Source organism: uncultured Bradyrhizobium sp. (assembly GCF_947648125.1).
In the GTDB taxonomy this organism is placed as follows: Bacteria; Pseudomonadota; Alphaproteobacteria; order Rhizobiales; family Xanthobacteraceae; genus Bradyrhizobium.
The window spans coordinates 152,592-175,820 of the sequence record NZ_CANSMR010000008.1; the positions used below are offsets into that span (position 1 = coordinate 152,592).

Sequence of the window (23,229 nt, forward strand, 5' to 3'; positions counted from 1 at the left end):
ACGGTGTATTCCGCCAAGGATACCCGCCAACAACCACACCCGAACAAAACGGAGATCAATCGATGTCGCTCTCATCCGCCCGGAACTACGCGCTCCGCGCCTCCAAGTCGCAGGATCAGAAGGAGGCCATCGAGCTGCTGTCGCAGGCGATCATGGAGCTGGCGATGTCGATGGAAGCAACCGACGCCAAGATCAAGAAGATCAACAAGTCGTCGTAGGAAGACTGTGACAGCGGCCGTCACTTGACCTCCATCTGGAGCCCTTCCTTCTCGATGATGGCGGCAAACTTCTTCGTCTCAGCGTCGACAAAATCCGAAAATTGTTGCGGCGTGCCGTAGTCGGCGCGGGCGCCCATGCCGGCGATGTTCTTCTTGACGTCGTCGCGCGCCAGCATCGCCTTGATCTGACGGTTCAGCTCGTCGACCACGGGCGCGGGCGCGGTCTTCGGAAGGAACACGCCGAACCACGAGGCGACATCGAATTTGGCGAGCTCCGGCGCGCCCTCGCGCATGACAGGCAGATTGGGCGCGGAGTCGCTGCGCTCGGCCGTGGTAACGCAGAGCCCGTTCAGCTTGCCGTCCTGCACCTGCGGCAGCGACGGATAGAGATTGTCGAACAGGATCTGGATGTCGCCGGCGAGCCCGGCCTGCAGCGCGGGGCCCGCGCCGCGGAACGGCACATGCGTCATCTTCAGACCGGTGAGTTGCAGGAACCAGGCGCCGGTGAGGTGAGGGCTCTGTCCGGTGCCGGACGAGCCGTAGGTCAGCTTGTCGGGGTTCTTCTTCAGATAGGCGATCAGTTCGGGGATCGACTTGATGCCGGTCGACGGATGTGCCGAGACGATGTTCGGAATCCGGATCATGTTGGAGACCGCCTGCAGCTGGTCAGCCTTGTAGGTCAGGTTCCTGAAGATGCTGAAGGCGATCGCGTTGGGGCCGGGATTGCCGATCAGGATGGTGTGGCCGTCGCCCTTGCTGCGCGCGACTTCTGATGTCCCGATGGTGCCGCCGGCGCCGGAGCGATTCTCCACCACGACCGACTGGCCCCAGAGCGGCTGCAAATGCGCCGCCAGCAGTCGCCCCATCACGTCGGTCGAGCCGCCAGCTGCCGCCGGCACGATGATCCGAACCGTCTCGGTCGGTCGCCAGTCGCCGGCGCCGAGACTGGCACGCGGCAGGATCGACGCGGCCGCCAATGCGGCCGTGCCCGACAATACCGTACGACGGGAAAATCTCTTCGCTCTCACGCGCTTACCCCCTGCTCAGGCTTCTTGTTTACGAGCAAGCCTAGGGGACCGCTTGCCCGTGGGACAAGCGACAAACTGGCGCAGTGCTTAAGCTCTAGTTGAAGCTCAGCAGCTTGAAGAGCGGTGTCAGGTAAGACATTTCCTGGCCCGACGTCGGCGTGGTCCGGCTGACGAAGTCGAAGATCTTGCCGTCCTTCAGGCCGTAATTGGCGAGCCGGCGCACCTGGCGGTTCTTGTCGAAATAGACCGCGATGACGCGCTGGTCGACCACGCGCTGGTTCATGAAGGCGACCGGCCGCGAGGTCCGCTGTGAGATGTAATAGAACACCTCGCCGTCGAGCGTTGCGACCGTCGAGGGCGTGCCGAGCACGATCAGGACCTGATCCTGGCTCGCGCCGATCGGAATCTGCTCGAGCGCTCCGTCGGGCAGGATGTAGCCCTTCTGGAATTGCTCGCCGGCGCAGCCGCCGAGCGCGGCGGCGCAGAACAGACCAACGACCGCAATGGCGCGGAAGCGCGTGAAGAACCCGCGCGCGGAAGCCGTGCGAGACTGTCTTGGAAGAGTGTGGTTCATCGGCGGAACTGATCCGTCCCCTTGCATCGGCCGGAGCATTGACGTACCGGGCAGCTCAATGGATTGCAATCATGCCGAGCTCCAATGGGCGAACCCTCAACAGGCGTCCTTTGGGGGGCCGGCAGCCGGAACCCGTCATGCTTTGGCCGTTCAATCACTTCAGAAGACCCCGGATGCCCGCGCGCAGCACCATTGAGACCATCTATGGCATGATCGTGACGCAGGCGCGAGAACCGTTATTTTACCGTGACTTGGGCGTTCCGGACACGGTTAATGGCCGTTTCGACCTGCTTCTGATGCATCTGTGGCTGGTGCTGCGGCGACTCAAATCCGCGGAAGGCGGCGTCGGGCTGGCGCAGGCCCTGTTCGATCATTTCTGCATCGACATGGACGACAACCTCCGGGAAATGGGCGTCGGCGACCTGACGGTGCCGAAGCGGATGCAGGCGTTCGGCGAGGCCTTCTACGGCCGTACCGCGGCCTATGATCTGGCGCTGACCGACAGCGACGAGGCCCTGGCCCAGTCGTTCTGCAAGAACATCCTCAATGGTCAGAACATCGACAAGGCCCGCGAACTGGCCGTCTATGCCCGCGAGGCGATCGCCGAGTTGGCGCGCGCCGACCTCGCGGCACTGACCCAGGGGGCATGGCGCTTCCCGGCGCCGCAGGCTGCGGGGACCACGGCATGAGCGGCGGCAACACAGGGCGGCCAGATGCCGCGCGGGACCCTTGGCGCGTTCTCGTTAACGTCGCGCAGATCCCGGATACCGGGCTGCATCGCGAGATCGTGGCCGACGAGGCGACGCGCAAGGCGATCGCCGAGGTCGGCGAGTTGCGCGAGGTTCTCTCCGCGCATGCCGAGTTCGATCTGCAGCCCAAGCGCGACGGCAGCTACCATGTCACCGGCCGGGTTTCGGCGAGAGTTGGGCAGACCTGCGTGGTGACGCTCGATCCGATCGAGAACGAGATCATTGAGCCGATCGACGTGGTGTTCGCGCCGCCCGAGCAGATCCCGGAGATGGCCGACCTCGTCGACGACGCCGAGGAAGGCGACGAGGAGACCCCGGACCCGCCGGAGCCGATCGTCGGCGGCTTCATCGACATCGGCCGGCTCGCCACCGATGCGCTGTTTCTCGGCATCGACCCCTATCCTCGCAAGCCGGATGCGGTCTTTGAACAAGAGGTTGAAGCGCCTGATCCGGAAAATCATCCCTTCGCTGCGCTGAAGGCGCTGAAGGAAAAGGCCGACGGCAAGAAGCCCAAGGGAAGTTGAGGGAAGTTGAGGGCAGCCAGCGCCAACATTTGAGGGGATGGCTTGCCTGCAGGCCTGCGCGAGGGGTATTTCCGGTTACTTCAAGTATGTGTCATAATAGTTTGAAATATCATGTATTTCAGGTATGTCTTGATGTGTTGCGTGACGGTTCGGCACCTCGGTTGTTTGTGGTCAAGAGGTTGTGTCGGACCGCGGACACGCTATTGTCGCGGCCCGGCCGGGGCGCGAGTTCGCGTTTCGCCGCGCGCCGTTGACGGCGGTGACTTCAAGCTCGCGGTCTTCGTCTGAAGGGCTGTGGGAGAGCAGGCTTCCGGGACGTTCATGCCTCATAAGGTTCGAATCGCGCTTGACGCCATGGGGGGCGATGTCGGCGCATCGGTGGTCATTCCCGGCGCCGCGATCTCGTTGAGCCGTCATCCCGACAGCGAATTCCTGCTGGTCGGAGACCGGGCCCAGATCGAGCCGGAGCTTGCGAAACATCCTGCGCTGAAGGCGGTATCGAAGGTGATCCATACCGACGTCGCGGTGAAGAATGACGAGAAGCCGAGCCAGGCGCTGCGGCGGACCCGCAGGGCGTCGTCGATGTGGCTGGCGATCGATGCGGTGAAGCACGGCGAGGCCGACGTTGCGGTCTCCGCCGGCAACTCCGGCGCGCTGATGGCGATGGGCAGTATCAATCTGCGGACGTTGCCGGGCGTCGACCGCCCGGCGCTCGCTGCGGCGTGGCCGACGCTCCGAGGCGATTCGGTGGTGCTCGATCTCGGAGCCTCGATCGGCGGCGACGCCCGCCATCTGGCGACGCTCGCGGTGATGGGCAGCGCCATGGCGAGCGTGCTGTTCAACCTCGAACGGCCGACCGTCGGCCTGCTCAATATCGGGTCCGAGGAGATCAAGGGGCACGGGGAAATCCGCGAGGCCGCCGAGATGCTGCGCGCGATGAACGCGCCCCAGTTCAACTATATCGGCTTCGTCGAGGGCGATGCGATCGGCAAGGGGCTCGCCGACGTGATCGTGTCGGAAGGTTTCAGCGGCAATATCGCGCTCAAGGCCGCCGAGGGAACCGCGCGCCAGATGTTCACGCTATTGCGCGAGGCGATGTCGTCGAGCTGGCTGGCGCGGATCGGCTATCTGTTTGCCCGCGGCGCGTTCCAGAAGCTGCGCGACAAGCTCGATCCCAACAAGTCGAACGGCGGCCTGCTGCTCGGCCTGAACGGCGTGGTGGTCAAGAGCCATGGCGGCATCAACGCGGAAGGCTTTGCCTATGCGGTGGATGTTGGCTATGAGATGGCCCACTACGATCTCCTCACCAAGATCAATCAGATGCTCAACCGTGACGGCGGCGCCCTGGTAAAGGCGCAGACCGCGCAGGAGGCTGTCTCGTGACTGCGATACGTTCGGTAGTGCTCGGCTGCGGCTCATATTTGCCGGAGCGGGTTTTGACCAACGCCGAACTGGCTCAGCGAATCGACACGTCGGATGACTGGATCGTGCAGCGCACCGGCATCAGCGAGCGGCACATCGCCGCCGATGACGAGTTCACTTCGCATCTCGCCATCAATGCCGCGCGCGCCGCGCTCGCCGATGCCAAGATCGACGCCCAGTCGATCGACCTCATCGTGCTGGCGACCTCGACGCCCGACAACACGTTTCCGGCGACCGCAGTCGCGGTCCAGCACGCGCTCGGCATCAACCACGGCGTCGCGTTTGATCTGCAGGCGGTGTGCTCCGGGTTCGTCTTTGCGCTGACCACCGCCGACAATTTCCTGCGCGCCGGCACCCACAAGCGGGCGCTGGTGATCGGCGCCGAAACCTTCTCGCGCATCCTCGACTGGAACGACCGCGGCACCTGTGTGCTGTTCGGCGATGGCGCCGGCGCGGTCGTGCTGGAAGCGCAGCAGCATTCCGGCACGACGGACGATCCCGGCGTGCTGACGACGCATCTGCGCTCGGACGGACGCCACAAGTCGAAGCTGTTCGTCGACGGGGGTCCCGGCTCGACCAAGACGGTCGGCCATCTCCGGATGGAAGGCCGCGAGGTATTCAAGCACGCCGTCGGCATGATCACCGATGTGATCGTCGATGCGTTCAACGCCACCGGCTTCACCGCCGACGACATCACCTGGTTCATTCCGCATCAGGCCAACAAGCGAATCATCGATGCCTCGGCCCACAAGCTGCATATTGCGCCGCAGAAGGTGGTCTTGACAGTCGACAAGCACGGCAACACCTCGGCGGCCTCGATCCCGCTCGCGCTGTCGGTCGCCGTGAAGGACGGACGCGTCAAGAAGGGCGATCTGGTGCTGTTCGAGGCGATGGGCGGCGGCTTCACCTGGGGCTCGGCGCTCGTGCGCTGGTAGCGCATCGCCAAAGAGTATCGGCAGGTTGCCGGCATCTTTCCAGCGACCGGATGCTGGTCGCTGTTGACCATTGCGCGCTAAGCTTTTAATTTCAGTCAAGAAATTGTTCGCCGAGAGTGCGGGGCAGGCGATGACCACGGGAACCGGAAAAACAGTGACGCGCGTCGATTTGTGCGAGGCGGTCTACCAAAAGGTAGGTCTGTCGCGCACGGAATCGTCGGCGTTTGTCGAGTTGGTGCTGAAGGAGATCACCGATTGCCTGGAGAAGGGCGAGACGGTGAAGCTGTCCTCATTCGGCTCCTTCATGGTGCGCAAGAAAGGCCAGCGTATCGGGCGCAATCCAAAGACCGGCACCGAGGTGCCGATCTCGCCGCGGCGTGTGATGGTGTTCAAGCCGTCGGCGATCCTGAAGCAGCGGATCAATGGCCACGTCGTCAGCAATGGCGACGGCAGCAAGGCCGACTAGAGCGTTTTCAAGCGAAGTGGATACCCGGTTCGCGTGAAGAAGACGCGCCGAAACCAGAAACCGGAGCCCCATTCCGATTCAATCGGAACGGAAGGGGCTCCAGGCATTGAAGCCAGAGGAGCGGGCATTTGGACAAGGCGCCGGATGCGTTCCGTACCATCAGCGAAGTCGCAGATGAGCTCGATATTCCCCAGCATGTGCTGAGATTCTGGGAAACGCGCTTCGCGCAGATCAAGCCGATGAAGCGCAGCGGCGGACGCCGCTATTATCGCCCCGACGACGTCGACCTGCTCAAGGGCATCCGCCGGTTGCTCTACGGCGAGGGCTACACCATCCGCGGCGTGCAGCGGATCCTGAAAGAGCACGGCATCAAGTCGGTGCAGGGCATCGCCGACCAGACCGCGGCCGTGTCGTTCGGCGCGGTCGAGGAGGCGGTCGGCAACAGTATGGCCGAGCCCGACGATCTCGAGAGCAATGACGGCCTCGATTTCGACGGCGAGGAGGGCGACGGCGACGAGGGGGGAATCGACTACCGATTCGTCGATCCCGACGAGGACCCGATCCTGTCGACCTACAAGAAGGCGCACGCTCACCCGGGCAAGGCGTCCGCTGCGCCGCCGGTGCGGCCCTCCGTTCCACCAGCGGATCGGGAGCGGCTCGAACGCGCGCTGCAGGAGCTGGTCGCCTGCCGCCAGATGATCGACGCGGCGATGAAGGACGGCTAGCCGCGGGAACCGGGGCCGGATTGCAGCCCTAAAGGGCCTGCTCCGCCTTGCGCGAACGCAGGATCGCAGCTAATGGAACGGCATCGGAGCGTGGCGCAGCCCGGTTAGCGCACTAGTCTGGGAGACTAGGGGTCGGAGGTTCAAATCCTCTCGCTCCGACCATTTTTCAAAGCATGCGATGTTTGAGGGCATTCGGGCGTCGTTTACGACCCGATGCGGCAATCGTCAGCTCTCGAAATCCATCGCGGCGATCAGGCAGGCCTTTTCCAGGCGGTTGTTGAGCATCGCAAGCTTGGCCGTGAACTCGGCCAGTTCGGCCTCGTTGAATTCCTCGAATACGGTCTTCTTGAACGCCTTGTGCTGGTCGGCGAGGCCCGCCAGATGCTTTCGGGTCTTGTCGGTCAACGACAGGCGGACCACGCGCGCATCGGCCGGAGAGGGCGCGCGACGCAGCAGTTCCTTCTGCTCGAGCAGCTTGGACTGCGTGGTCACGAACGACGGATCGACATGCAGCAGCTTCGACACCACGTTGATCGGTACGCCGTCATCCTTGTCGAGATCCGAGATTGCGATCAGGATCATCCATTGCGGACCGCTGACGCCGAGCGCCTTGCCCCAGAGCTGGCGGACCCGTTCGAGATGCGAGTTGATCGATGAGATCTCGAGCGTAAAGCGCTTGATGATGTCGAGATGCTCGATGGCGCGCAGGCGCGCCGGATCCTTCCTGGTCACTGACACAGCTTCCCCTTCCCTAGGTGCCGACTCAGCTTTGTGCTGATTTATTTCTTGTTTCCCGCGTCGACAGGACGTTTTTTCTAGTAAGTCGCTCAGGAAGGCAAGTGAACGTAAAGCAATTATGATGCGTGTGTGACGGTTCGGCTATTTGGGGTGCGACAAATTTGCCCATGCACGTAAGGGGCTTACGTCGAGCGTTGCTGGCGAGACACAGTGTGGCCGCATTCGCATTCCTGACTTTATAAACTATTTTGTTTGGCGAACTCGCCCATGCATATTGAACCCGGCGGTAGGGGAATCTCGATCGTCCCGTTGCGGTGATCGTTCAAGTCCGTCGCACTCACAGATTGATCTGAGGGTGCGAGGTTTGGGGAAAACGGTCTTGGACAATGCGGGAGGATCACGGGGCGCTCGCGACCCGGACTCTACGCATATGAGCAACTTGGAGGTTTAATATGAAATTGGCGAAGAGCCTTATTCTGGGCTCGGCCGCCGCGCTGGTCGCGGTCGGCGGGGCACAGGCGGCCGATCTTCCCGTTAAGGCCAAAGCGGTCGAATACGTGAAGGTTTGCTCGCTTTATGGTCCGGGCTTCTACTACATCCCCGGCACCGACACCTGCATCAAGCTGGGCGGCTACGTTCGTGCTGACGTCGTGGTGAACGGCAACAGCGTCTACGGCCCGAACACCAACGGTGCCAGCGGCGCCAACAACCGTTTCACCAACGGATACACTTGGCGTTCGCGTGAAGACTTCAACATCGATACGCGCACCGCGACCGAGTACGGCGTGGTCCGCACCTATTTCGATGCGGTGTTCACCTGGACCTCGGACACCTACACCGGCCAGGGCAACGGCTCGAGCGTCTACTCGGCGATCGGTTCGTCTGCTGCGCCGAACAACGCTGGTTCGGGCAACGTCGCTGCCGGTGCGGTCGGCGTCTACTACGCCTTCATCCAGTTCGCTGGCTTCACCATGGGCAAGGCGGTCTCGCAGTTCGCCGCTCCCTGGAATGGTTATCCGGGCAACAACTACGACGCTCTCGTCGGTGGCGTGAGCACGACCAACGGCATCAACCAGTTCACCTACACCGCGCAGTTCGGCAACGGCGTGTCGCTGGCTCTGTCGGCGCAGGACCAGGTTGCCTACATGCAGGCTGGCGTGAACAACCTCGGCGTCGGCGGTGCTTACGGTTCGAGCGACTACGCCGGCACGATCGCGCCGGACTTCGTCGCCGCACTCAAGGTCGACCAGGCCTGGGGCATCTTCCAGGCGTCGATCGCCGCGCATGACAACCATGCTGCCTACTACGGTGGCACCGAGTTGACCGGTCATCCCGACGACAAGTGGGGTTGGGCTGGTGCACTGGCCCTGTCGATCAAGAACATCCCGACCGGACCCGGCGACACCATCAACATCCAGGGCGTCTACACTGACGGTGCCACCCGTTACAACATCCAGGAACTGGCCAGCGGCCTCGGCTCGATCGCCATCTACGGCGGCTCGAACCTGCCCGGCGTCTATCAGAGCGTTGGCTTCGGCACCGCGCCTGACACGGTGTTCGGCCCCGGCGGTCAGCAGCAGTCCATCAAGACCTGGGGCTTCCGTGGTGCGTACACCCATAACTGGGATCCCTACTGGAACACCAGCTTGTACGGTGCTTATGCTGCGGTCATGTACAACGACACGGCCAAGTCGCTCATCTGCGGCGTTGGCGGCGTCGGTGGCACGTTCCGCACTGCCTTCGGTGGCGGCGCTGGCGTGACCAACTGCAACCCTGACTACAACATCGGTCAGATCGGCCTGATCACCCGTTGGACCCCGGTCAAGAACCTGACCTTCTCGGCAGACGTGACCTACGTCCATCTCGATCAGAAGTATGCCGGCACGATCACCACTTCGTCGGCTGGTATCGGCAAGCCGGTCGCGACCTACGAGCTGAAGGATCAGGACACTGTCCAGATGCTCTTCCGCGCTCAGCGCAACTGGTAATACCGGTTAATCTGATCACGATCTGACAGAACCCCGGCAGGCAACTGCCGGGGTTTTTTCTTCGACTGGAATAGGTAGCGGAAGATTGGCTGCGTCATTTCGGTCCAGGCGAACAACGAAGACGTGCCATGCGATTCATTCGCGGCAAATTTATTTACTTACCTGATCTACTAAACTATATACGTGGTGGCCAACACATTGAATGATGGCTCTTAGCTCATGCTAAGCCTCCCAAACCTCCGGCAATGCCCTGCCGGAGGTTTTTGATTCAAGGCGCAGGCTGCCTCCGACGATCGTGACGCGCGCGGCCATCGCAAACAGCTGCTCGCAGGCAGGGCCGACACCGTCTCGCCGATTCGACGTCGTCAAGATTTGACGGAATCGATCCGCAGTGCATTCTCGTCATTCATGGGACGCTTCAAGAACAGCCGCCTGGCTCGGATGAGCAGCGGCCAATACTGCTTGATCCGGGATCTCGGGCTGGTGAAGGGCGGCAAGGGATTGCGGCACCATGAGGTGGTCATCGACTTCTCGTGGCGCGGCCTGCTCAAGCTTGTCTTGAGCGTTGCCACCGGCGTTCTGCGGCGGCGCGCGCCGGTGCGGATCGAGACGGCCGAATAGCGCGGAGCGGTCCCGCGCTCCGACTTGGCGTTCACGGGGGCGCGGACGAGCGTTCGAGATCGAGCGACATCATCTCGGCATGTGAGAGCGCGCATGCGATGACGATGTGTTGTGCCGCGCCGCTTCTGCGCTTGTCTGATCTGATCAGCGTGAGCTGTCGGCACAGGCGCCGTCGCGCGGCTTCGGCGGTGTGACCTCGGCGGCAGCGGAAATGCCGGCCGCGATCGCCATCAGCGTCGTTGCGACCAATCTGTTCAGGATCTGCACGATCATCGTCTCCGCTTGTCGATATCGGATTGTTCGCTGCGCGGAATGATTTCGTTACAGCGCCGGCAGCCTCGATCTACCGCTGGCGGCACACTTGCGCGTGAGGGGTGAGCGTCGTTGCTGCGCGACAATTCGGTGATGTAGAGTGCCGCAGCCAAGCGGCCGGGATTGCGATCCGCGCTCCAGCCGAAACCAAGAACAAGCAGGGCAAGAAGAATCAAGGAAGGAACGGATCTCACATGAAGGACTTTGCCGGAAAGATTGCCGTCATCACCGGTGGCGGCACGGGCATGGGGCGCGAACTGGCGCGGCAGCTTGTTGTTGAAGGATGCAATGTCGCGATGTGCGACGTCTCGATGGAAGCGATGGCCGAGACCAAACGGCTGTGCGAGGTCGAGAAGCTGCCGCAGGGCCTGCGCATCACCACCCATGTCGCCGACGTCTCGATCGAGGATCACTACAAGCGTTTTCGCGATGAGCTGATCGAGCAGCAGGCGACCGACAAGATCCATTTGCTGTTCAACAACGCCGGCATCGGCGGTGGCGGCAGCCTGTTCACCAACACGCGCGAGCAGCGGGAGCGCACCTTCAATATCTGCTGGGGTGGCGTCTATCTCGGCGTCCGCACCTTCCTGCCGCTGCTGGTGAAGGCCGACGAGGCGCACATCGTCAACACCTCGAGCGTCAACGGCTTCTGGGCCTCGGTCGGCATGGGCGTATCGCACACCGCCTACAGCGCGGCGAAGTTCGCGGTGAAGGGATTCACGGAGGCGATGATCAACGATCTCCGGCTCAACGCGCCGCATGTCAAATGCTCGGTCGTGATGCCCGGCCACATCGGCACCTCGATCGTATCGAACTCGCGCAAGGTGCAGAACGGCGCCGACCAGCTCAATCCCGACGAGCTCAGGCAGGCCCGCCAGCGTCTGCAAGGGCAGGGCATCGACGTCGCCAAGATGTCGGATGCCGACATTCAGCAGCTCGCGCTCGACCGTGCCCGCATCTTCCATGACGAGGCACCGACCACGGCGGCTGCCGCAGCCAGGATCATCCTCGACGGCGTGAAAGCCGATCGCTGGCGCATCCTGGTCGGCGACGACGCGCATCTGCTCGACGAGCGCGTGCGCAAGACCCCGGAGCAGGCCTACACGCCGGAGTTCTACCAAGGCATCGTGGCGGCGACCGGCTGGAAGGTCGGGTGATCAGTGCGCCGGTTCTGATGGATCAGAACCGGACCTGCTTCTCGTTTTGACGCGGCGCGCGTCGCGCGAAACGCTACCCGCGCATCGCGCGCTGGCGTGATCCCGCCTGATAGGCGAGGCGGTAATGCCCTGAGCAATAGGGCATGCCGCCGAGCGGTGTGTTGCCACAAAAGCAGAAATCATCGGCGCCCGGCGTGCTGATCGGCCAGCGGCAACGTTGCTCGCTCAGCTCGAACAGCGAGCAGTTGTTGGTGCTGACGATCGGCGCATCGTCGGGCTCTTGTTCGTAGACTTCCTGAAGCAACCGGAGCTGCTGCTTCGCGGTCGCCCGTTGCGCGGTGTGCGCGGTGGATTTCTTCCGCCGAGCCCGGCGTTCGTCCGGCGTCGTGCGCGTGAGGTTCAGCCGCGACAGCTTGCCGATCACCGCATTGCGGCTGACGCCGATATTGACGGCGATGTCGCGGCAGGAGAGGCCGGCTTCAAAGTAGATCTTGAGTTGGTCGACGCGCTCCGGCGTCCAGGTCGGCTCGATGGTAATCATTTTGACGGTTCCACGTTCTGTTGAACCGCCGCGCCGACGCACACGCCGTCAAGGCGTGCGTCCGTTGTCGCGGATTGCAAGCAACCCGTCCTTGATGGCGAGCCGAATGCCTTCCTCGATCAATGTCCGTGCGACGCCCGGGACGCTCGTGCCGTGGGTGCCCTGTCTCACCAGCTTCTCGAGGTAACCAATGGTCGAGAGCGCCAGCGTGACCGGGACGCGGTCGGTTTCGGCCTTTTCTGTAGCCATGAGAAAACGCTTAACCCTGAACGCTTGTACTGAAAAGTATCTATTTAGAGTCTATTTAGGAGTATGGCAGTCCGTCAAGCCATGAGCTGCGAAACTGGACGAGCACGTTCGCGCGCGCCGGAAGCTGGTTCCGACGCGGCGCTGCGGTCAAATTAGCTAGACGAATGAGGATGTTAGGATCGCAACTCGACCTTGACCGGGAACTTCTTGAGAAGCCGCTCAGCCGTTTCGGCTTTGTCCGCAGGCGCGCTCACACTCAGGTACAGCCCGCGGGATGGGTCGGTGATGGCCTCGACACTGACGCCGGACAGGCCTTCCCGCGCCAGCAGCTCGCGCGCGGCCTCGCCGGCGGCGATCTCGCGCAGCTTCGGCTTGAAGATCTTGCCGACCGGCGTGACCGGCATCTCCGGAATCACTGACACCACGCGCGGCCGCGCCGGCGGCTCCAGGATGTTGTCCTGCACGAAGGCGGCGAGCGCGTTCGGATCGATATGGGCGCCGGGCTGCGCCGAGACGAACAGCATCGGCACTTCACCAGCATAGCTGTCGGGACGCCCGACGGCCGCGGCCAGCGCCACGCCCGGAAACCCTAGTGCGGCATCCTCGATCGCGCGCGGGTCGATGTTGTGGCCGCCGCGGATGATGACGTCCTTGGCACGGCCCAGGATGTAGACGAAGCCGTCGGCGTCGATCCGGCAGATGTCACCGGTGCGCAGCCAGCCGTCGCGGAACGCCTCCTCTGTCTGCTTCTTGTCGACGTAACCGGCGAACACCTGCGGACCCCTGGTCAGGAGCTCGCCGACCGGCGAGGGCCACGGCCCGGTGTGCAGCTTGCCGCCGTCAAGGATCGCGAGCTCGACCAGCGGATTGCGGGTGCCGACGCTCTCGGCGCGCGGCTTCACGCCGTGCACGTCGTGTGTGATGGCGCCGGCGAGCTCGGTCATGCCGTAGAGCTGCTGGATGCAGGCGCCGCCCCAGGTCGCAAGATAACGCCGTTCGATCTCCGGCGGGCAGATCGAGGCGCCGGTGGCGGTGACGCGCAGGGTCGAGATGTCGCTATCCGCGACCGGGATGTCGGCCAGCGCTCCGAGCGTGGTCGGCACGTTGCCGGAGATATTGACGCGGTATTTCTCGACGATCTTCCAGAAATGCGTGATCAGCGACGGATCGCGGGCACCGGCCGGGCCGGGGATGAAGATGGTCGTGCCGGCGGAAAGGCAATTGGCCGTCGTGCAGAACAGGCCTCCGACATGGAACAGCGGCATCGTGATCATCGCGCGCTCGCCGCGATGGAAGTCGAGCGCCATGCGCGAGGACACGGTGGAGGCGACCATCGCGCGGTTGGTGAGCCGCGCTACCTTGGGATGACCTGTGGTGCCGCCGGTCGGCAGCATCACCGCGACCCGGTCGGCCTCGCTCATGTCCTTCGACTTGCCGTAGTCGTCGCGCCACGCAGGATCGGGCCGCAGCAGCTCGCCGTCGAACGCAATGCTGCCGTCGAGCGGCACGATCACGATGCGCCGGAGCGACGGCACCTCGCGCTGCAAGCCTTCGACCCGCTCATAGAGGCCGCCCGGCATGCCCGGCGGCGGCGCCAGCAACAGTTTTGCCTTGATGGCGTTGAGCTGCGCGACAATCGCTTCGCGCGTGAACAGCAAATTGAGCGGCTCGGCGACACCGCAGGCAGCTGCGCCGAAGATCGCGACCACGGTCGCCGGGCACGCCGGCACCAGGACGGCGACCGCGTCGTCCTTGCCGATGCCCTGGCCGCGGAAATAGTTCTCGGCCGCCTTGATGCAGCCCATCAGATGATCGTTCGAGATCACGACCGGATTGGGATCGAGCGGCGAACGCAGGTAGATCGCGGCTTCGGCGTCGGGCGCGCCCTGCGGGCCGCGGGCAATGAGATCGAGGATGCGCGGGCAGGCGGCGAGCGTCTCCTGCATCTCCTCGTCGCGCACAGCCTCGTCGGCCGGCGAAAGCCTGTCCTTCAGCATATCCGTCCCCGTCCATTTTTGTTCGTTGGGACAGGGATTGTATCGAGCCGCACTTGCGGAACACAAGTGCGGCTTATCGACCGGCCGTCAGCCGTGAACCACCGATTTGGCGATCATGCAGTGAATGCCCTTGGAGCCGTTGACGGTCTGCGTCACGCGCAGGTCGGCGGCCAGGCTGCACAGCGTATAGGCGTCCTCGCGCGACAGATTGCGCTTCTCGCCGAGCAGCACGATCATGTCGCGCAGTGCCCGCACCACGCACTGGTCGAGATCGGGATCCATCGCCATGGTCATGTAATGGTCAGCGGTTTCGGCGCGCGGATAGGCGAGCTTGAGGTCCTTGCGCAGGGTCAGGCGGAAGCGGCCGGTGAGCGCGGTCTCGATCGCGGTGACGCAGACCTCGCCGTCGCCCTGCACGCCATGGCCGTCGCCGCACGAGAACAGCGCCCCCGGCACGAACACCGGCAGATAAAGCTTGGCGCCGGCGCCGAGCTCCTTGTTGTCGAGATTGCCGCCCATCGCGCGCGGGATCAGCGAGGAGATGCGGCCCCAGGCCGGCGGCGGCGACACGCCCATCACGCCGAAGAACGGCTTCAGCGGCAGGTCGAGCCCCCAAGGCATGCGGCCGACCATGCGCGCGCGATCGAGCGGGATGTTGAGGATGCGGGTCTCGTGGAAATCGTCGGGCAGGGTGCCGGACAGCGGCTTGATCAGATTGTAACCCCAGTCCTGCCGGAGCTGGACGTCGAGAATATCGACCTCGAGCACATCGCCGGGCTCGGCACCGCTGACGGCGATCGGGCCGGTCAGGATGTGCCCGGGCACCATCCGCTCGCACTTCGCATGAATGTCGTCGAGCTCCGGAGGCACGACAAACTTGCCGCGGTCGGGCACCACATCGGGGCCGCCGCTGACGGTCTCGATCGTCACCTCGTCGCCGCTCGCGACGGTCAGGACCGGTTTCAGCTTTGCTTCGAAGAAGCCCCAATGGCAGGTTTCGGGACTGGACTTCAGATGATGATGGGTCATGTGACTTCTTTTTATTGCATTCCCGGCAGCATATGACGCTGTAGCAGAACTTCGCAGAGGCTTCCCTTGTTTTTTGTGCTCTCCAAGACGCTCGGCATCATGCTGCTGCCGATCAATTTCCTGATCGGTATCGGCGTGATCGGCGCCGTTCTGCTGCTGACGCGGTTTGCCCGGCTCGGCCGCAGGTTGATGATTGGCTCGCTGCTGCTGCTCGCGATCTGCGGCTTCTCGCCGCTCGGCAATGTCCTGATCTCCACCCTGGAGCAGCGCTTTCCACCATGGGACGCTTCGCGCGGCGCGCCCGACGGCATCATCGTGCTCGGCGGCTCGATCGATGCCGATCTGTCAGTTGCGCATGGCACCCCGGTGGTGCGCACTGCGGCGGATCGCGTGATCGCGGCGGCGGCGCTTGCGCGCAGATATCCGAACGCGCGCCTCGTGTTCACCGGCGGCAGCGCGAACCTGATCTCGAACGACGCGCGCGAAGCCGACTACGCCGCCGAGGTGTTCGAGAGCCTCGGCATTGCCAAATCGCGATTGATCATCGAGCGCCGCTCGCGCAACACAGTGGAGAATGCCGAATTCTCCAAGGCGCTGGTCGATCCCAAGCCGGGTGAGCGCTGGTTGCTTGTGACGTCGGCCTATCATATGCCGAGGTCGGTCGGGCTGTTCCGCAAGGCGGGATTTAACGTCGAGGCTTATCCGGTCGACTGGCGCGTCGGCAATGTCATGGGTTTCGCGACGCTGGCGGTCGAGGGCCTGTCGCGCACCGATCTCGGCACGCGGGAGTGGATCGGGCTCATGGCCTATCATCTGGCGGGCAAGACCGACGATTTGCTGCCGGGACCGGCTGCACGTTGAGGTCAGCCACGACCTTGTCGCTTCCCTCCGCCAATCCGGCTAACATCAAATCAACAGGCGGCGCCAAGCCGCCGATCACGGGAGTTTTCGCCATGCAACAGCAGACACCGCCGGAACAGTTCGACCTCTCTGCAATCGTGGCCGACCTGAACAACCTGCTGCGGCTGAAGACCACGGTCATCGGCATCAAGATGTTCGCACGCGTCGAGGAGATGGAGGCGATCCCTAAGATCCGCCGCCCATCGGCGGTTCACACCACGGACCAGATCGTCAGCATGGCCTCGCGGCTCGGCTGGACCGTCGGCATCACCGGGGATGATCTGGTCGGCGCGCAATGCCGTGCGGTGATCGGGCTCGCGCCGCAGGACGAGAAGTGGCTTGCCGGCGAGAATTATGTCGGCGTCTGGCACGGCACGGCAGAAGACGCGCGCAAGCGCCAGGAGGCGCTCGACGTGGTGCCTTACGGTCAGTACCAGGCGATGGCGGTGAGCCCGCTGACCAGCGGACGTCTCAATCCGCCCGACATCTGCCTCGTCTACGCGACGCCGGGGCAGATGATCATCCTGATCAACGGGCTGCAGTACACCGGCTACAAGAAGTTCGAGTGGGGCGTGGTCGGCGAAACCGCGTGCGCGGATTCGTGGGGCCGGGCGCTGAAGACCGGCGAGCCGAGCCTGTCGCTGCCGTGCTTCGCCGAGCGCCGCTATGGCGGCGTGCCCGACGAGGAGATGCTGATGGCGCTGCCGCCGGCCTATCTGGTGAAGGCGATCGCGGGGATGAAGCAACTCGCCAAGAACGGCCTGCGCTACCCGATCGCACCCTATGGGATCCAGGCCGACGTGCGCGCCGGCATGGGCGTGTCCTATAAGAAATAGCGGCAGGAAATAGCGGCAAGAAATAGCTGATTGCGTCGCCGCGCCCGCGATGACAAAAGGGGCGCCCATTTTGCTGCGCAGGGAGCCTGATCCATGTCCTCGTCGAAACTCGACATCGTCGTCTATGGCGCGACCGGCTTCACCGGCCAGCTCGTCGCCGAATATCTCGCGGCGCATTATCGCGACGGCAGCCTGAAATGGGCGATGGCCGGGCGCAGCAAGGACAAGCTCACCTCGGTTCGTGATGCGATCGGTGCGCCCGCCGACACGCCGCTGATCGTCGCCGACGCCAGCGATGCCATGTCGCTGAAGGCGATGCTGGCGCAGACCAAGTCGGTCATCTCGACGGTCGGTCCGTATCAGCTCTATGGCAATGAGCTGATCGTGGCCTGCGTGGACAGCGGCACCGACTATTTCGATCTCTGCGGCGAGCCGGTCTGGATGCGGCAGATGATCGACAAGCACGAGGCCGCCGCAAAGGCCAGCGGCGCGCGGATCGTGTTCTCCTGCGGCTTCGATTCCGTGCCGTTCGAACTCGGCGCCTTCTTTGTCCAGGAGGAAGCCAAGCGGGTGTTCGGTGCGCCGGCGCAGCGCGTCAAGGGCCGGGTGCGCGACATGCGCGGCACGCTGTCCGGCGGCACCGCCGCGAGCGCCAAGGCAACCTTCGATGCGGTCGCCAAGGATTTGAGCCTGGTTGCGATCCTCAACAATCCGTTTGCATTGACGCCGGGCTTCGAGGGCGTGAGGCAGCCGCGCGGCAGCAAGCCGGCCTATGAGGACGACCTGCACTCATGGACCGCGCCGTTCATGATGGCGCTGATCAACACACGCAACGTGCATCGCTCCAACATGCTGATGGGCTTCCCCTACGGCAAGGAGTTCGTCTACGACGAGATGGTCCTGACCGGTCCCGGCGAGAAGGGCGAGGCCAATGCAAAACGCGTGATGGCGCTGAATTCGGAGAAGACCGGTCCGAGCGCGCCGAAGCCGGGCGAGGGGCCGTCGAAGGAAGAGCGCGAGAACGGCCGCTACGATTTGCTCTATCTCGCGGTCGCGCCCGACGGCCGCATGGTGCGCGCCGGCATCAAGGGCGATCGTGATCCCGGCTACGGTTCGACCTCGAAGATGATCTCGGAATGCGCGATCTGCCTGTTGCGCGACGCGCCAGATGTGTCGGCAGGCTTCTGGACGCCGGGAGCGGCGATGCAGCACAAGCTTATCAAACGCCTGGTCGATCACGCCGGGCTGACGTTCGAGGTCGAGAAGTAACTTCGCGTCCCCTTGTTCCGTGTCATCGCCCGGCTCGACCGGGCGATCCAGTACGCCGCAGCCTCTCGGCTCAAGCACTGCTGTCTCTGGAATATTGGATCACCCGCATGCGCGGGTGATGACAGCCGAGGCTACGCCGCGCGCGGATTGTACGCGTACATGAAGTCCATGCCCTTGGACGACACCGGCAGCAGCAGCTTCAGCAAGTGATCGCGCAGCCAGGCGCCGGTCGGGCCGAACTCGCGCTTGCTGTTGCCGTTGCGGCGGGCGATTGCCACGATCTTCTCGGCGCGCGGGCGCCGCTCGTGCTCGAAGGCCTGGAACGTCAGGCCGAGCTCCTGGCCGTCGCGCATCAGGATGCCGAGCCGCAGCGCGTCCTCCAGCGCGAGCGACGCGCCCTGGCCGGCATGCGGGCTGGTGGCGTGCGCGGCATCGCCGATCAGGAGCGTGCGCTTGCGCGACCAGGTCGGCAGCGTCGCGACGTCGAGCGTATCGGTCACCACGATGTTCTCGGCGGCCTCGATGATATCGGGGATCGGCGCGTGCCAGCCGGCGTGGAAATCGCGCAGATGCTGCCTGATCGCATCCTGGCTCTGCAGCCGGTAGGCCGCCGCGGTCATGCCGTGCGACGGCTGCGTGCTCCACCACATCCCACCCGTGTCGGGATCGGGGCTGCACAGGCCGTAGCCGAAGAAGCCGCTTTGCCCGAACGTCGTCTCCACCTTCTGACCGATCGGCAACCGCTCGAACATGGCCCGTGGCACGAAGCCGCCGAAGCCGATCAGCCCGGTGTCGAACGGCGTCGGGCCATCGGGGATCACGTGCCGCCGCACCGCCGAATGCACGCCGTCGGCGCCGATCACGAAATCGCCTTCGGCGGTGGTGCCGTCGTTGAAATAGGCGATGACCGGCTGGTCGCCGCGATCCTCGATCTTCACCAGCTTCTTCTCGAAGAACACCGAGACGTTGGAGCCCCAGGCCTTGTCGATCAGCGTCTCGTTCAGCGTCGCGCGGCACATGTTGACCGCGGGCTGGCCGAAGCGCTGCTGCATGTTCTGATTGAGCGAGCCGAGCTTCTTGCCGGCCTGCGAATAGAAATCGAACGACTCCGCGATCGAGCCGCTGCGGATCAGTTCGTCGGCGAGGCCGAGCTCCGCCAGCACATGCATGCCGTTCGGTGCGATCTGCAAGCCGCCGCCGATTCCGGTGGAGTAGGGCCATGCTTCATAGAGCTCGGCCTCGATGCCGGCGCGGGTCAGGAACATCGCGGTCACCGGACCTGCGATGCCGGCGCCGATGATCAGAGCTTTACGGGGACGTGAGGTCATGCCTTGCTCCATGCATCCGTGTGGGATACCTACGAAAGGTCATTTGCTAATTATCTTAGTATATAAGATATTAGGCGAGTAAGATATAGGAGCAGCTTTGTCAAGTGCGAAGTCGCGCGAAGCGCTGATGCAGGAACTCGAGGAGGCGATGCGCCGGTCATCCGCGCAGGGCGTGATGTATGGCCAAGCCGTTGCAAACATGGCCGGAATTTCCAATTCCGATATGGAATGCATGGACATCCTCCACCTTGAGGGGCGCGTGACCGCGGGGCGTCTTGCCGAAGTCACCGGGCTGACCACCGGCGCGATCACCGGCGTGGTCGATCGTCTGGAGAAGGCGGGTTACGTGCGCCGCGAGCGGGACGAGAGCGACCGCCGCAAGGTCTTCATCTCGGTGGTCGAGGAAAAGGCGGCGGAGATCGGCAAGTTCTACGTGCCGATGCAGGAGGCGATGCTCAAGCTCTGGAGCCGCTATACCGACGACGAACTGCGGCTGCTGCTGCGCTTCGCCAATGACGGCTACAAGGGCGTGCTGGAAGCGACGGGCGCGTTGAAGGCGGTGATCGACATGCCGCCGGAGCAGCGCGCCGAGCTCAAGCTGCCGCCGAAGTCTCGTCGCTGACCTCGGCCGGTGTCGCGCGGGTGCGCTCGGTGGCCGCGTACATGCCCCACATCGTGCCCAGCATCATCCAGAAATGCCGCCAATGGTCGGTATCGATGATGAAGCTCTCGCCGGCGATGCCGAGGAATGCCGAGAAGATCGCCAGATAGTCGCGTTGCCACGGCACCCGCTTGTAGACGTAGCGGAAGCCGATGATCGCGCTGACGAACACCAGCGCCGGATAACAGATGCCCGAGATCCAGCCGCCCGACATGAAGGCGTTGAGGAAGGAGTTGTGGGTGTCTTCGGGGAAGTAGGTGTGGAATTGCAGCGGCCCGATGCCGAACGGCAGCTCGAGCGCCATCTGGGCGCCGAGGATGTGGCGGCCGAACCGGCCGAAGCGGCCTTCGTCGTAACTCTGGTCGAAGCTCGCGCGCTGCTTGAACATGTCGGCGACCGAGCCGATCGACAGCAGCACCGCGACCAGCGCGACGGCGAGGATCGCGGCGATCAGAGTCATCACGATGATGCGCGAGCGCTGCGCCTGCGAGCGGCTGGTGAACACCATCAGCGCCAGCATGAAGGCCGCGGTGACGATCAGGCCGCCCCAGGCGGCGCGGGAGAACGACAGCAGGATCGCAAGCGAAATGATGCCGAAGGCGATGGCGTTGCGGAATGCCTTGCCGAAGCGGTCGGAGACCACGCTTTGCAGCGTGAACAGCGCCGGCAGGATCAGGAACGCGCCGAGCACGTTGGGATCCTTGAAAGTGCCGCGGGCGCGGTCATACAGCGTCAGCAGATCATAGCCGCCGGGCACCAGATGGAAGTAGCCGGCGATGCCCGCAAGCGAGGCGATCATCGCGCCGACGATCAGGCCGCGGCGCAGCATGTCGAGCCGGGCTTCGGTATCCTCCGACATCACCATTGCGAAGAAGATGACGGTAACGGCCATGTACCAGGAGGTGAGGACCCAGTTCACGACCTCCGGCTTGTCGAGGAACGGCACCGCGCCGATGCTGTAGCCGACATTGAGCACGATCAGCGCGAACAACAGCGGCATGAACACGAGCTGCATGCGCAGGCCCGTGGCAAAGAAAAGCACGCAGGCGGTCAGCGTGACGAGTTCATACGGGCTCGGTTCGATGAACACGATGGCGATCGAGGCACCGGCGAGCCACACCAGCGCCCGCTGCAGCGCCAGCACGCCCGACGGCGCTGATGTCGGCGAATGGGACGTCCCGGCTGTCGCCGCATAGGCCATCGGATACTCACGCAACTCGATACAACAACATTCAGTACGCTACTTCGCCTTCACAGGATCCAAAGCGACGACTTGTCCGCCGAAGCCTTGGCGAAGGCGGAAGCAATCCACCTATCCCCGAGCTGCGATATGGATTGCTTCGCTGCGCTCGCAATGACGGCAGTTCTCAGTACGCGTTCTCGCTCTTGGTCAGCAGCGAGAACGGGGTCTTGAGCAGGATGTAGAGGTCGAACAGCACCGACCAGTTCTCGATGTAGTAGAGGTCGTATTCGACGCGCTTCTGGATCTTCTCGTCGGTGTCGACCTCGCCGCGCCAGCCGTTGATCTGCGCCCAGCCGGTGATGCCGGGCTTGACGCGGTGGCGCGCGAAGTAACCGTCGACGGCCTCGTCGAACAGGCGGTTTTCCAGCTTGCTCTGCACCGCGTGCGGACGCGGGCCGACCAGCGAGAGATTGCCCTTCAGCACGACATTGAACAGCTGCGGCAATTCGTCGAGCGAGGACTTGCGGATGAAGCGGCCGACGCGGGTAACGCGCGGATCGTTCTTGGTCACGACCTTGGAGGCGGTCGGATCGGCCTGGTGATGGTAGAGCGAGCGGAACTTGTAGACGTCGATCCGCTCATTGTTGAAGCCGAAGCGCTTCTGGCGGAACAGCACCGGGCCGGGGCTGTCGAGCTTCACCGCAAGCGCCACCAGCCCGAGGACCGGCAGCGCCGCAAGCAGGGCCAGGCCGCCGACCACGCGGTCGAACAGCCATTTCAGCACCAGATCCCAGTCGGTGATCGGCGCCTCGAACACGTCGAGCGTCGGCACCTTGCCGACATAGGAATAGGAGCGGGGGCGGAAGCGCAGCTTGTTGGTATGAGCCGACAGGCGGATGTCGACCGGCAGCACCCAGAGCTTCTTCAGCATCTCCAGGATGCGGGTCTCCGCCGAGATCGGCAGCGCAAAGAGCACGAGGTCGACGCGGGTGCGGCGGGCGAATTCGACAATGTCGTCGACCTTGCCGAGCTTCGGTGAGCCGGCGCAGGTCTCCATGGCGCGGGCGTCATTGCGGTCGTCGAACACGCCGAGCACGTGGATGTCGGAATCATCGTCGGCATTGAGCGCCTCGATCAGCTTCTCGCCGTTCTGGTCGGCGCCGACGATGATGGTGCGGCGGTCGAGCCGGCCGTCATGTGCCCAGGCGCGCACCATCGAGCGCAGCACCAGCCGTTCGGCGATCAGCACTGCGAGGCCGACGCAGAAGAACGACGACAGCCAGACCCGCGAGACCTCGCCGCCGAGCTTGACCAGGAAGGAGACCCCGATGAACAGCAGGAACACGAACGCCCATGACGAGATCATCCGCGTCATCTGGCGGAGTTGGCCGCGGAAGATCTGGACCTGGTAGATGTCCGCGGCCTGGAAGCAGACCACCGCCGCAGCCGACATGCCGAGGATCGACGCGATATAGCCCCAATGGATGTCGCCGGCATGCGGTCTGACATAGGCAAAATAGAGCCCGACGCCGACCAGGCTGAGCAGAACGAAATCGGCGAGGCGAACCGCGCCGGCGATTACGACCGGCGAGTAGGCGCTGCGAACTTTCTGATTGGTAACGGCGAGCGCGGCCGGCGACAGGCGGCGGCGGCGTTCGACCTGCGGCTGAGCGGCCGTCGCAGACGCAGCGGCATCCAGCATCGAGCGTGCGTTAAGCGGTTCCACGAGTCCACGTCCATTCCCGCGCGTGCAGATGGGCATCCGCGCGCAGCACCGAA

Annotated in this window: 25 protein-coding genes and 1 tRNA gene; 15 read left to right on the plus strand and 11 right to left on the minus strand. The window is 63.8% G+C overall.

Going from position 1 to position 23,229, the window contains the following annotated elements:
* The first annotated feature begins 62 nt into the window (after window positions 1–62).
* Window positions 63–218, plus strand: coding sequence for a hypothetical protein (locus Q0030_RS16975; protein ID WP_223967599.1), 156 nt, complete (start codon window positions 63–65; stop codon window positions 216–218).
* Window positions 219–238: 20 nt separating this feature from the next.
* Here Q0030_RS16975 and Q0030_RS16980 read toward each other — a convergent pair whose 3' ends face one another.
* Both Q0030_RS16980 and Q0030_RS16985 read right to left on the minus strand, forming a co-directional pair.
* Window positions 239–1,246, minus strand: coding sequence for a tripartite tricarboxylate transporter substrate binding protein (locus Q0030_RS16980; protein WP_298369154.1), 1,008 nt, complete (start codon window positions 1,244–1,246; stop codon window positions 239–241).
* 94 nt (window positions 1,247–1,340) lie between these two features.
* Entirely contained in the window at window positions 1,341–1,820 is a 480-nt protein-coding gene (locus Q0030_RS16985) for an outer membrane protein assembly factor BamE (RefSeq protein WP_229166332.1), read from the minus strand.
* A 137-nt stretch (window positions 1,821–1,957) separates the two neighbouring features.
* On the opposite strand from Q0030_RS16985, the gene Q0030_RS16990 reads away from it, so the two are divergent.
* From Q0030_RS16990 to Q0030_RS17020, 7 genes are all read left to right on the plus strand, one after another.
* On the plus strand, window positions 1,958–2,509 hold the full coding sequence (locus Q0030_RS16990; RefSeq protein ID WP_298369160.1) for a ubiquinol-cytochrome C chaperone family protein: 552 nt from the start codon (window positions 1,958–1,960) through the stop codon (window positions 2,507–2,509).
* Window positions 2,506–3,093 carry a DUF177 domain-containing protein gene (locus Q0030_RS16995; RefSeq protein ID WP_298369163.1) on the plus strand — a complete coding sequence of 196 codons (588 nt, stop codon included), beginning with the start codon at window positions 2,506–2,508 and terminating at the stop codon, window positions 3,091–3,093. The genes Q0030_RS16990 and Q0030_RS16995 overlap by 4 nt, the downstream gene beginning before the upstream one ends.
* 321 nt (window positions 3,094–3,414) lie before the next feature.
* The gene (gene plsX, locus Q0030_RS17000; RefSeq protein WP_092114721.1) at window positions 3,415–4,476 is read left to right on the plus strand and encodes a phosphate acyltransferase PlsX; all 1,062 of its coding nucleotides are present in this window, start codon (window positions 3,415–3,417) and stop codon (window positions 4,474–4,476) included.
* Entirely contained in the window at window positions 4,473–5,450 is a 978-nt protein-coding gene (locus Q0030_RS17005) for a beta-ketoacyl-ACP synthase III (protein ID WP_298369167.1), read from the plus strand. The genes plsX and Q0030_RS17005 overlap by 4 nt, the downstream gene beginning before the upstream one ends.
* A gap of 130 nt (window positions 5,451–5,580) precedes the next feature.
* A complete protein-coding gene (locus Q0030_RS17010) occupies window positions 5,581–5,916 on the plus strand; it encodes an integration host factor subunit alpha (RefSeq protein ID WP_298369170.1) in 336 nt (111 codons plus the stop codon).
* Window positions 5,917–6,044: 128 nt separating this feature from the next.
* Window positions 6,045–6,641 carry a MerR family transcriptional regulator gene (locus tag Q0030_RS17015; protein WP_298369173.1) on the plus strand — a complete coding sequence of 199 codons (597 nt, stop codon included), beginning with the start codon at window positions 6,045–6,047 and terminating at the stop codon, window positions 6,639–6,641.
* 84 nt (window positions 6,642–6,725) lie between these two features.
* Window positions 6,726–6,803: transfer RNA gene (locus tag Q0030_RS17020), tRNA-Pro, on the plus strand.
* A 63-nt stretch (window positions 6,804–6,866) separates the two neighbouring features.
* On the opposite strand, the gene Q0030_RS17025 is transcribed toward Q0030_RS17020, so the two are convergent.
* Entirely contained in the window at window positions 6,867–7,379 is a 513-nt protein-coding gene (locus tag Q0030_RS17025) for a MarR family transcriptional regulator (protein WP_298369175.1), read from the minus strand.
* Window positions 7,380–7,831: 452 nt separating this feature from the next.
* Here Q0030_RS17025 and Q0030_RS17030 point away from each other — a divergent pair, with 452 nt between their 5' ends.
* Entirely contained in the window at window positions 7,832–9,367 is a 1,536-nt protein-coding gene (locus tag Q0030_RS17030) for a porin (RefSeq protein ID WP_298369178.1), read from the plus strand.
* Window positions 9,368–9,808: 441 nt separating this feature from the next.
* The gene (locus Q0030_RS17035; RefSeq protein WP_298369556.1) at window positions 9,809–9,988 is read left to right on the plus strand and encodes a hypothetical protein; all 180 of its coding nucleotides are present in this window, start codon (window positions 9,809–9,811) and stop codon (window positions 9,986–9,988) included.
* Window positions 9,989–10,132: 144 nt separating this feature from the next.
* On the opposite strand, the gene Q0030_RS17040 is transcribed toward Q0030_RS17035, so the two are convergent.
* Window positions 10,133–10,261: a hypothetical protein gene (locus Q0030_RS17040; protein WP_298369181.1), complete on the minus strand. Its 129-nt coding sequence runs from the start codon at window positions 10,259–10,261 to the stop codon at window positions 10,133–10,135.
* A 233-nt stretch (window positions 10,262–10,494) separates the two neighbouring features.
* On the opposite strand from Q0030_RS17040, the gene Q0030_RS17045 reads away from it, so the two are divergent.
* Window positions 10,495–11,457, plus strand: a complete 963-nt coding sequence (locus tag Q0030_RS17045; protein ID WP_298369184.1) for an SDR family NAD(P)-dependent oxidoreductase — start codon at window positions 10,495–10,497, stop codon at window positions 11,455–11,457.
* A 73-nt stretch (window positions 11,458–11,530) separates the two neighbouring features.
* On the opposite strand, the gene Q0030_RS17050 is transcribed toward Q0030_RS17045, so the two are convergent.
* The 4 genes from Q0030_RS17050 to Q0030_RS17065 all read right to left on the minus strand — a co-directional run bounded on the left by Q0030_RS17050 (window position 11,531) and on the right by Q0030_RS17065 (window position 15,273).
* Window positions 11,531–11,998 (minus strand): GcrA family cell cycle regulator, encoded by a 468-nt coding sequence (locus tag Q0030_RS17050; RefSeq protein WP_298369559.1) that lies wholly within the window; start codon window positions 11,996–11,998, stop codon window positions 11,531–11,533.
* A 48-nt stretch (window positions 11,999–12,046) separates the two neighbouring features.
* Window positions 12,047–12,247: a hypothetical protein gene (locus Q0030_RS17055; protein WP_016844973.1), complete on the minus strand. Its 201-nt coding sequence runs from the start codon at window positions 12,245–12,247 to the stop codon at window positions 12,047–12,049.
* Window positions 12,248–12,420: 173 nt separating this feature from the next.
* Window positions 12,421–14,244: an AMP-binding protein gene (locus tag Q0030_RS17060; RefSeq protein ID WP_298369188.1), complete on the minus strand. Its 1,824-nt coding sequence runs from the start codon at window positions 14,242–14,244 to the stop codon at window positions 12,421–12,423.
* Window positions 14,245–14,331: 87 nt separating this feature from the next.
* Window positions 14,332–15,273 carry an acetamidase/formamidase family protein gene (locus Q0030_RS17065; RefSeq protein WP_298369190.1) on the minus strand — a complete coding sequence of 314 codons (942 nt, stop codon included), beginning with the start codon at window positions 15,271–15,273 and terminating at the stop codon, window positions 14,332–14,334.
* Window positions 15,274–15,339: 66 nt separating this feature from the next.
* Between Q0030_RS17065 and Q0030_RS17070 the strand changes: the two genes are divergently transcribed.
* The 3 genes from Q0030_RS17070 (at window position 15,340) to Q0030_RS17080 (ending at window position 18,278) form a co-directional block, all read left to right on the plus strand.
* Window positions 15,340–16,134 carry a YdcF family protein gene (locus tag Q0030_RS17070; RefSeq protein WP_298369193.1) on the plus strand — a complete coding sequence of 265 codons (795 nt, stop codon included), beginning with the start codon at window positions 15,340–15,342 and terminating at the stop codon, window positions 16,132–16,134.
* 92 nt (window positions 16,135–16,226) lie between these two features.
* Window positions 16,227–17,009, plus strand: coding sequence for a DUF169 domain-containing protein (locus tag Q0030_RS17075; RefSeq protein ID WP_298369196.1), 783 nt, complete (start codon window positions 16,227–16,229; stop codon window positions 17,007–17,009).
* Window positions 17,010–17,102: 93 nt separating this feature from the next.
* On the plus strand, window positions 17,103–18,278 hold the full coding sequence (locus tag Q0030_RS17080; RefSeq protein ID WP_298369199.1) for a saccharopine dehydrogenase NADP-binding domain-containing protein: 1,176 nt from the start codon (window positions 17,103–17,105) through the stop codon (window positions 18,276–18,278).
* Between the two features lie 131 nt (window positions 18,279–18,409).
* Here the strand turns inward: Q0030_RS17080 and Q0030_RS17085 are convergent, their stop codons facing one another.
* Complete coding sequence (locus Q0030_RS17085) at window positions 18,410–19,606, minus strand: FAD-dependent monooxygenase (protein ID WP_298369202.1); 1,197 nt, start codon at window positions 19,604–19,606, stop codon at window positions 18,410–18,412.
* Between the two features lie 127 nt (window positions 19,607–19,733).
* Here Q0030_RS17085 and Q0030_RS17090 point away from each other — a divergent pair, with 127 nt between their 5' ends.
* Window positions 19,734–20,228, plus strand: a complete 495-nt coding sequence (locus tag Q0030_RS17090) for a MarR family transcriptional regulator (protein ID WP_176535008.1) — start codon at window positions 19,734–19,736, stop codon at window positions 20,226–20,228.
* On the opposite strand, the gene Q0030_RS17095 is transcribed toward Q0030_RS17090, so the two are convergent.
* Window positions 20,200–21,468, minus strand: a complete 1,269-nt coding sequence (locus tag Q0030_RS17095; RefSeq protein WP_298369205.1) for an O-antigen ligase family protein — start codon at window positions 21,466–21,468, stop codon at window positions 20,200–20,202. The two genes, Q0030_RS17090 and Q0030_RS17095, sit on opposite strands and share 29 nt — an antisense overlap.
* A gap of 166 nt (window positions 21,469–21,634) precedes the next feature.
* Window positions 21,635–23,176, minus strand: a complete 1,542-nt coding sequence (locus Q0030_RS17100; RefSeq protein WP_298369207.1) for an undecaprenyl-phosphate glucose phosphotransferase — start codon at window positions 23,174–23,176, stop codon at window positions 21,635–21,637.
* Between the last annotated feature and the right edge of the window lie 53 nt (window positions 23,177–23,229).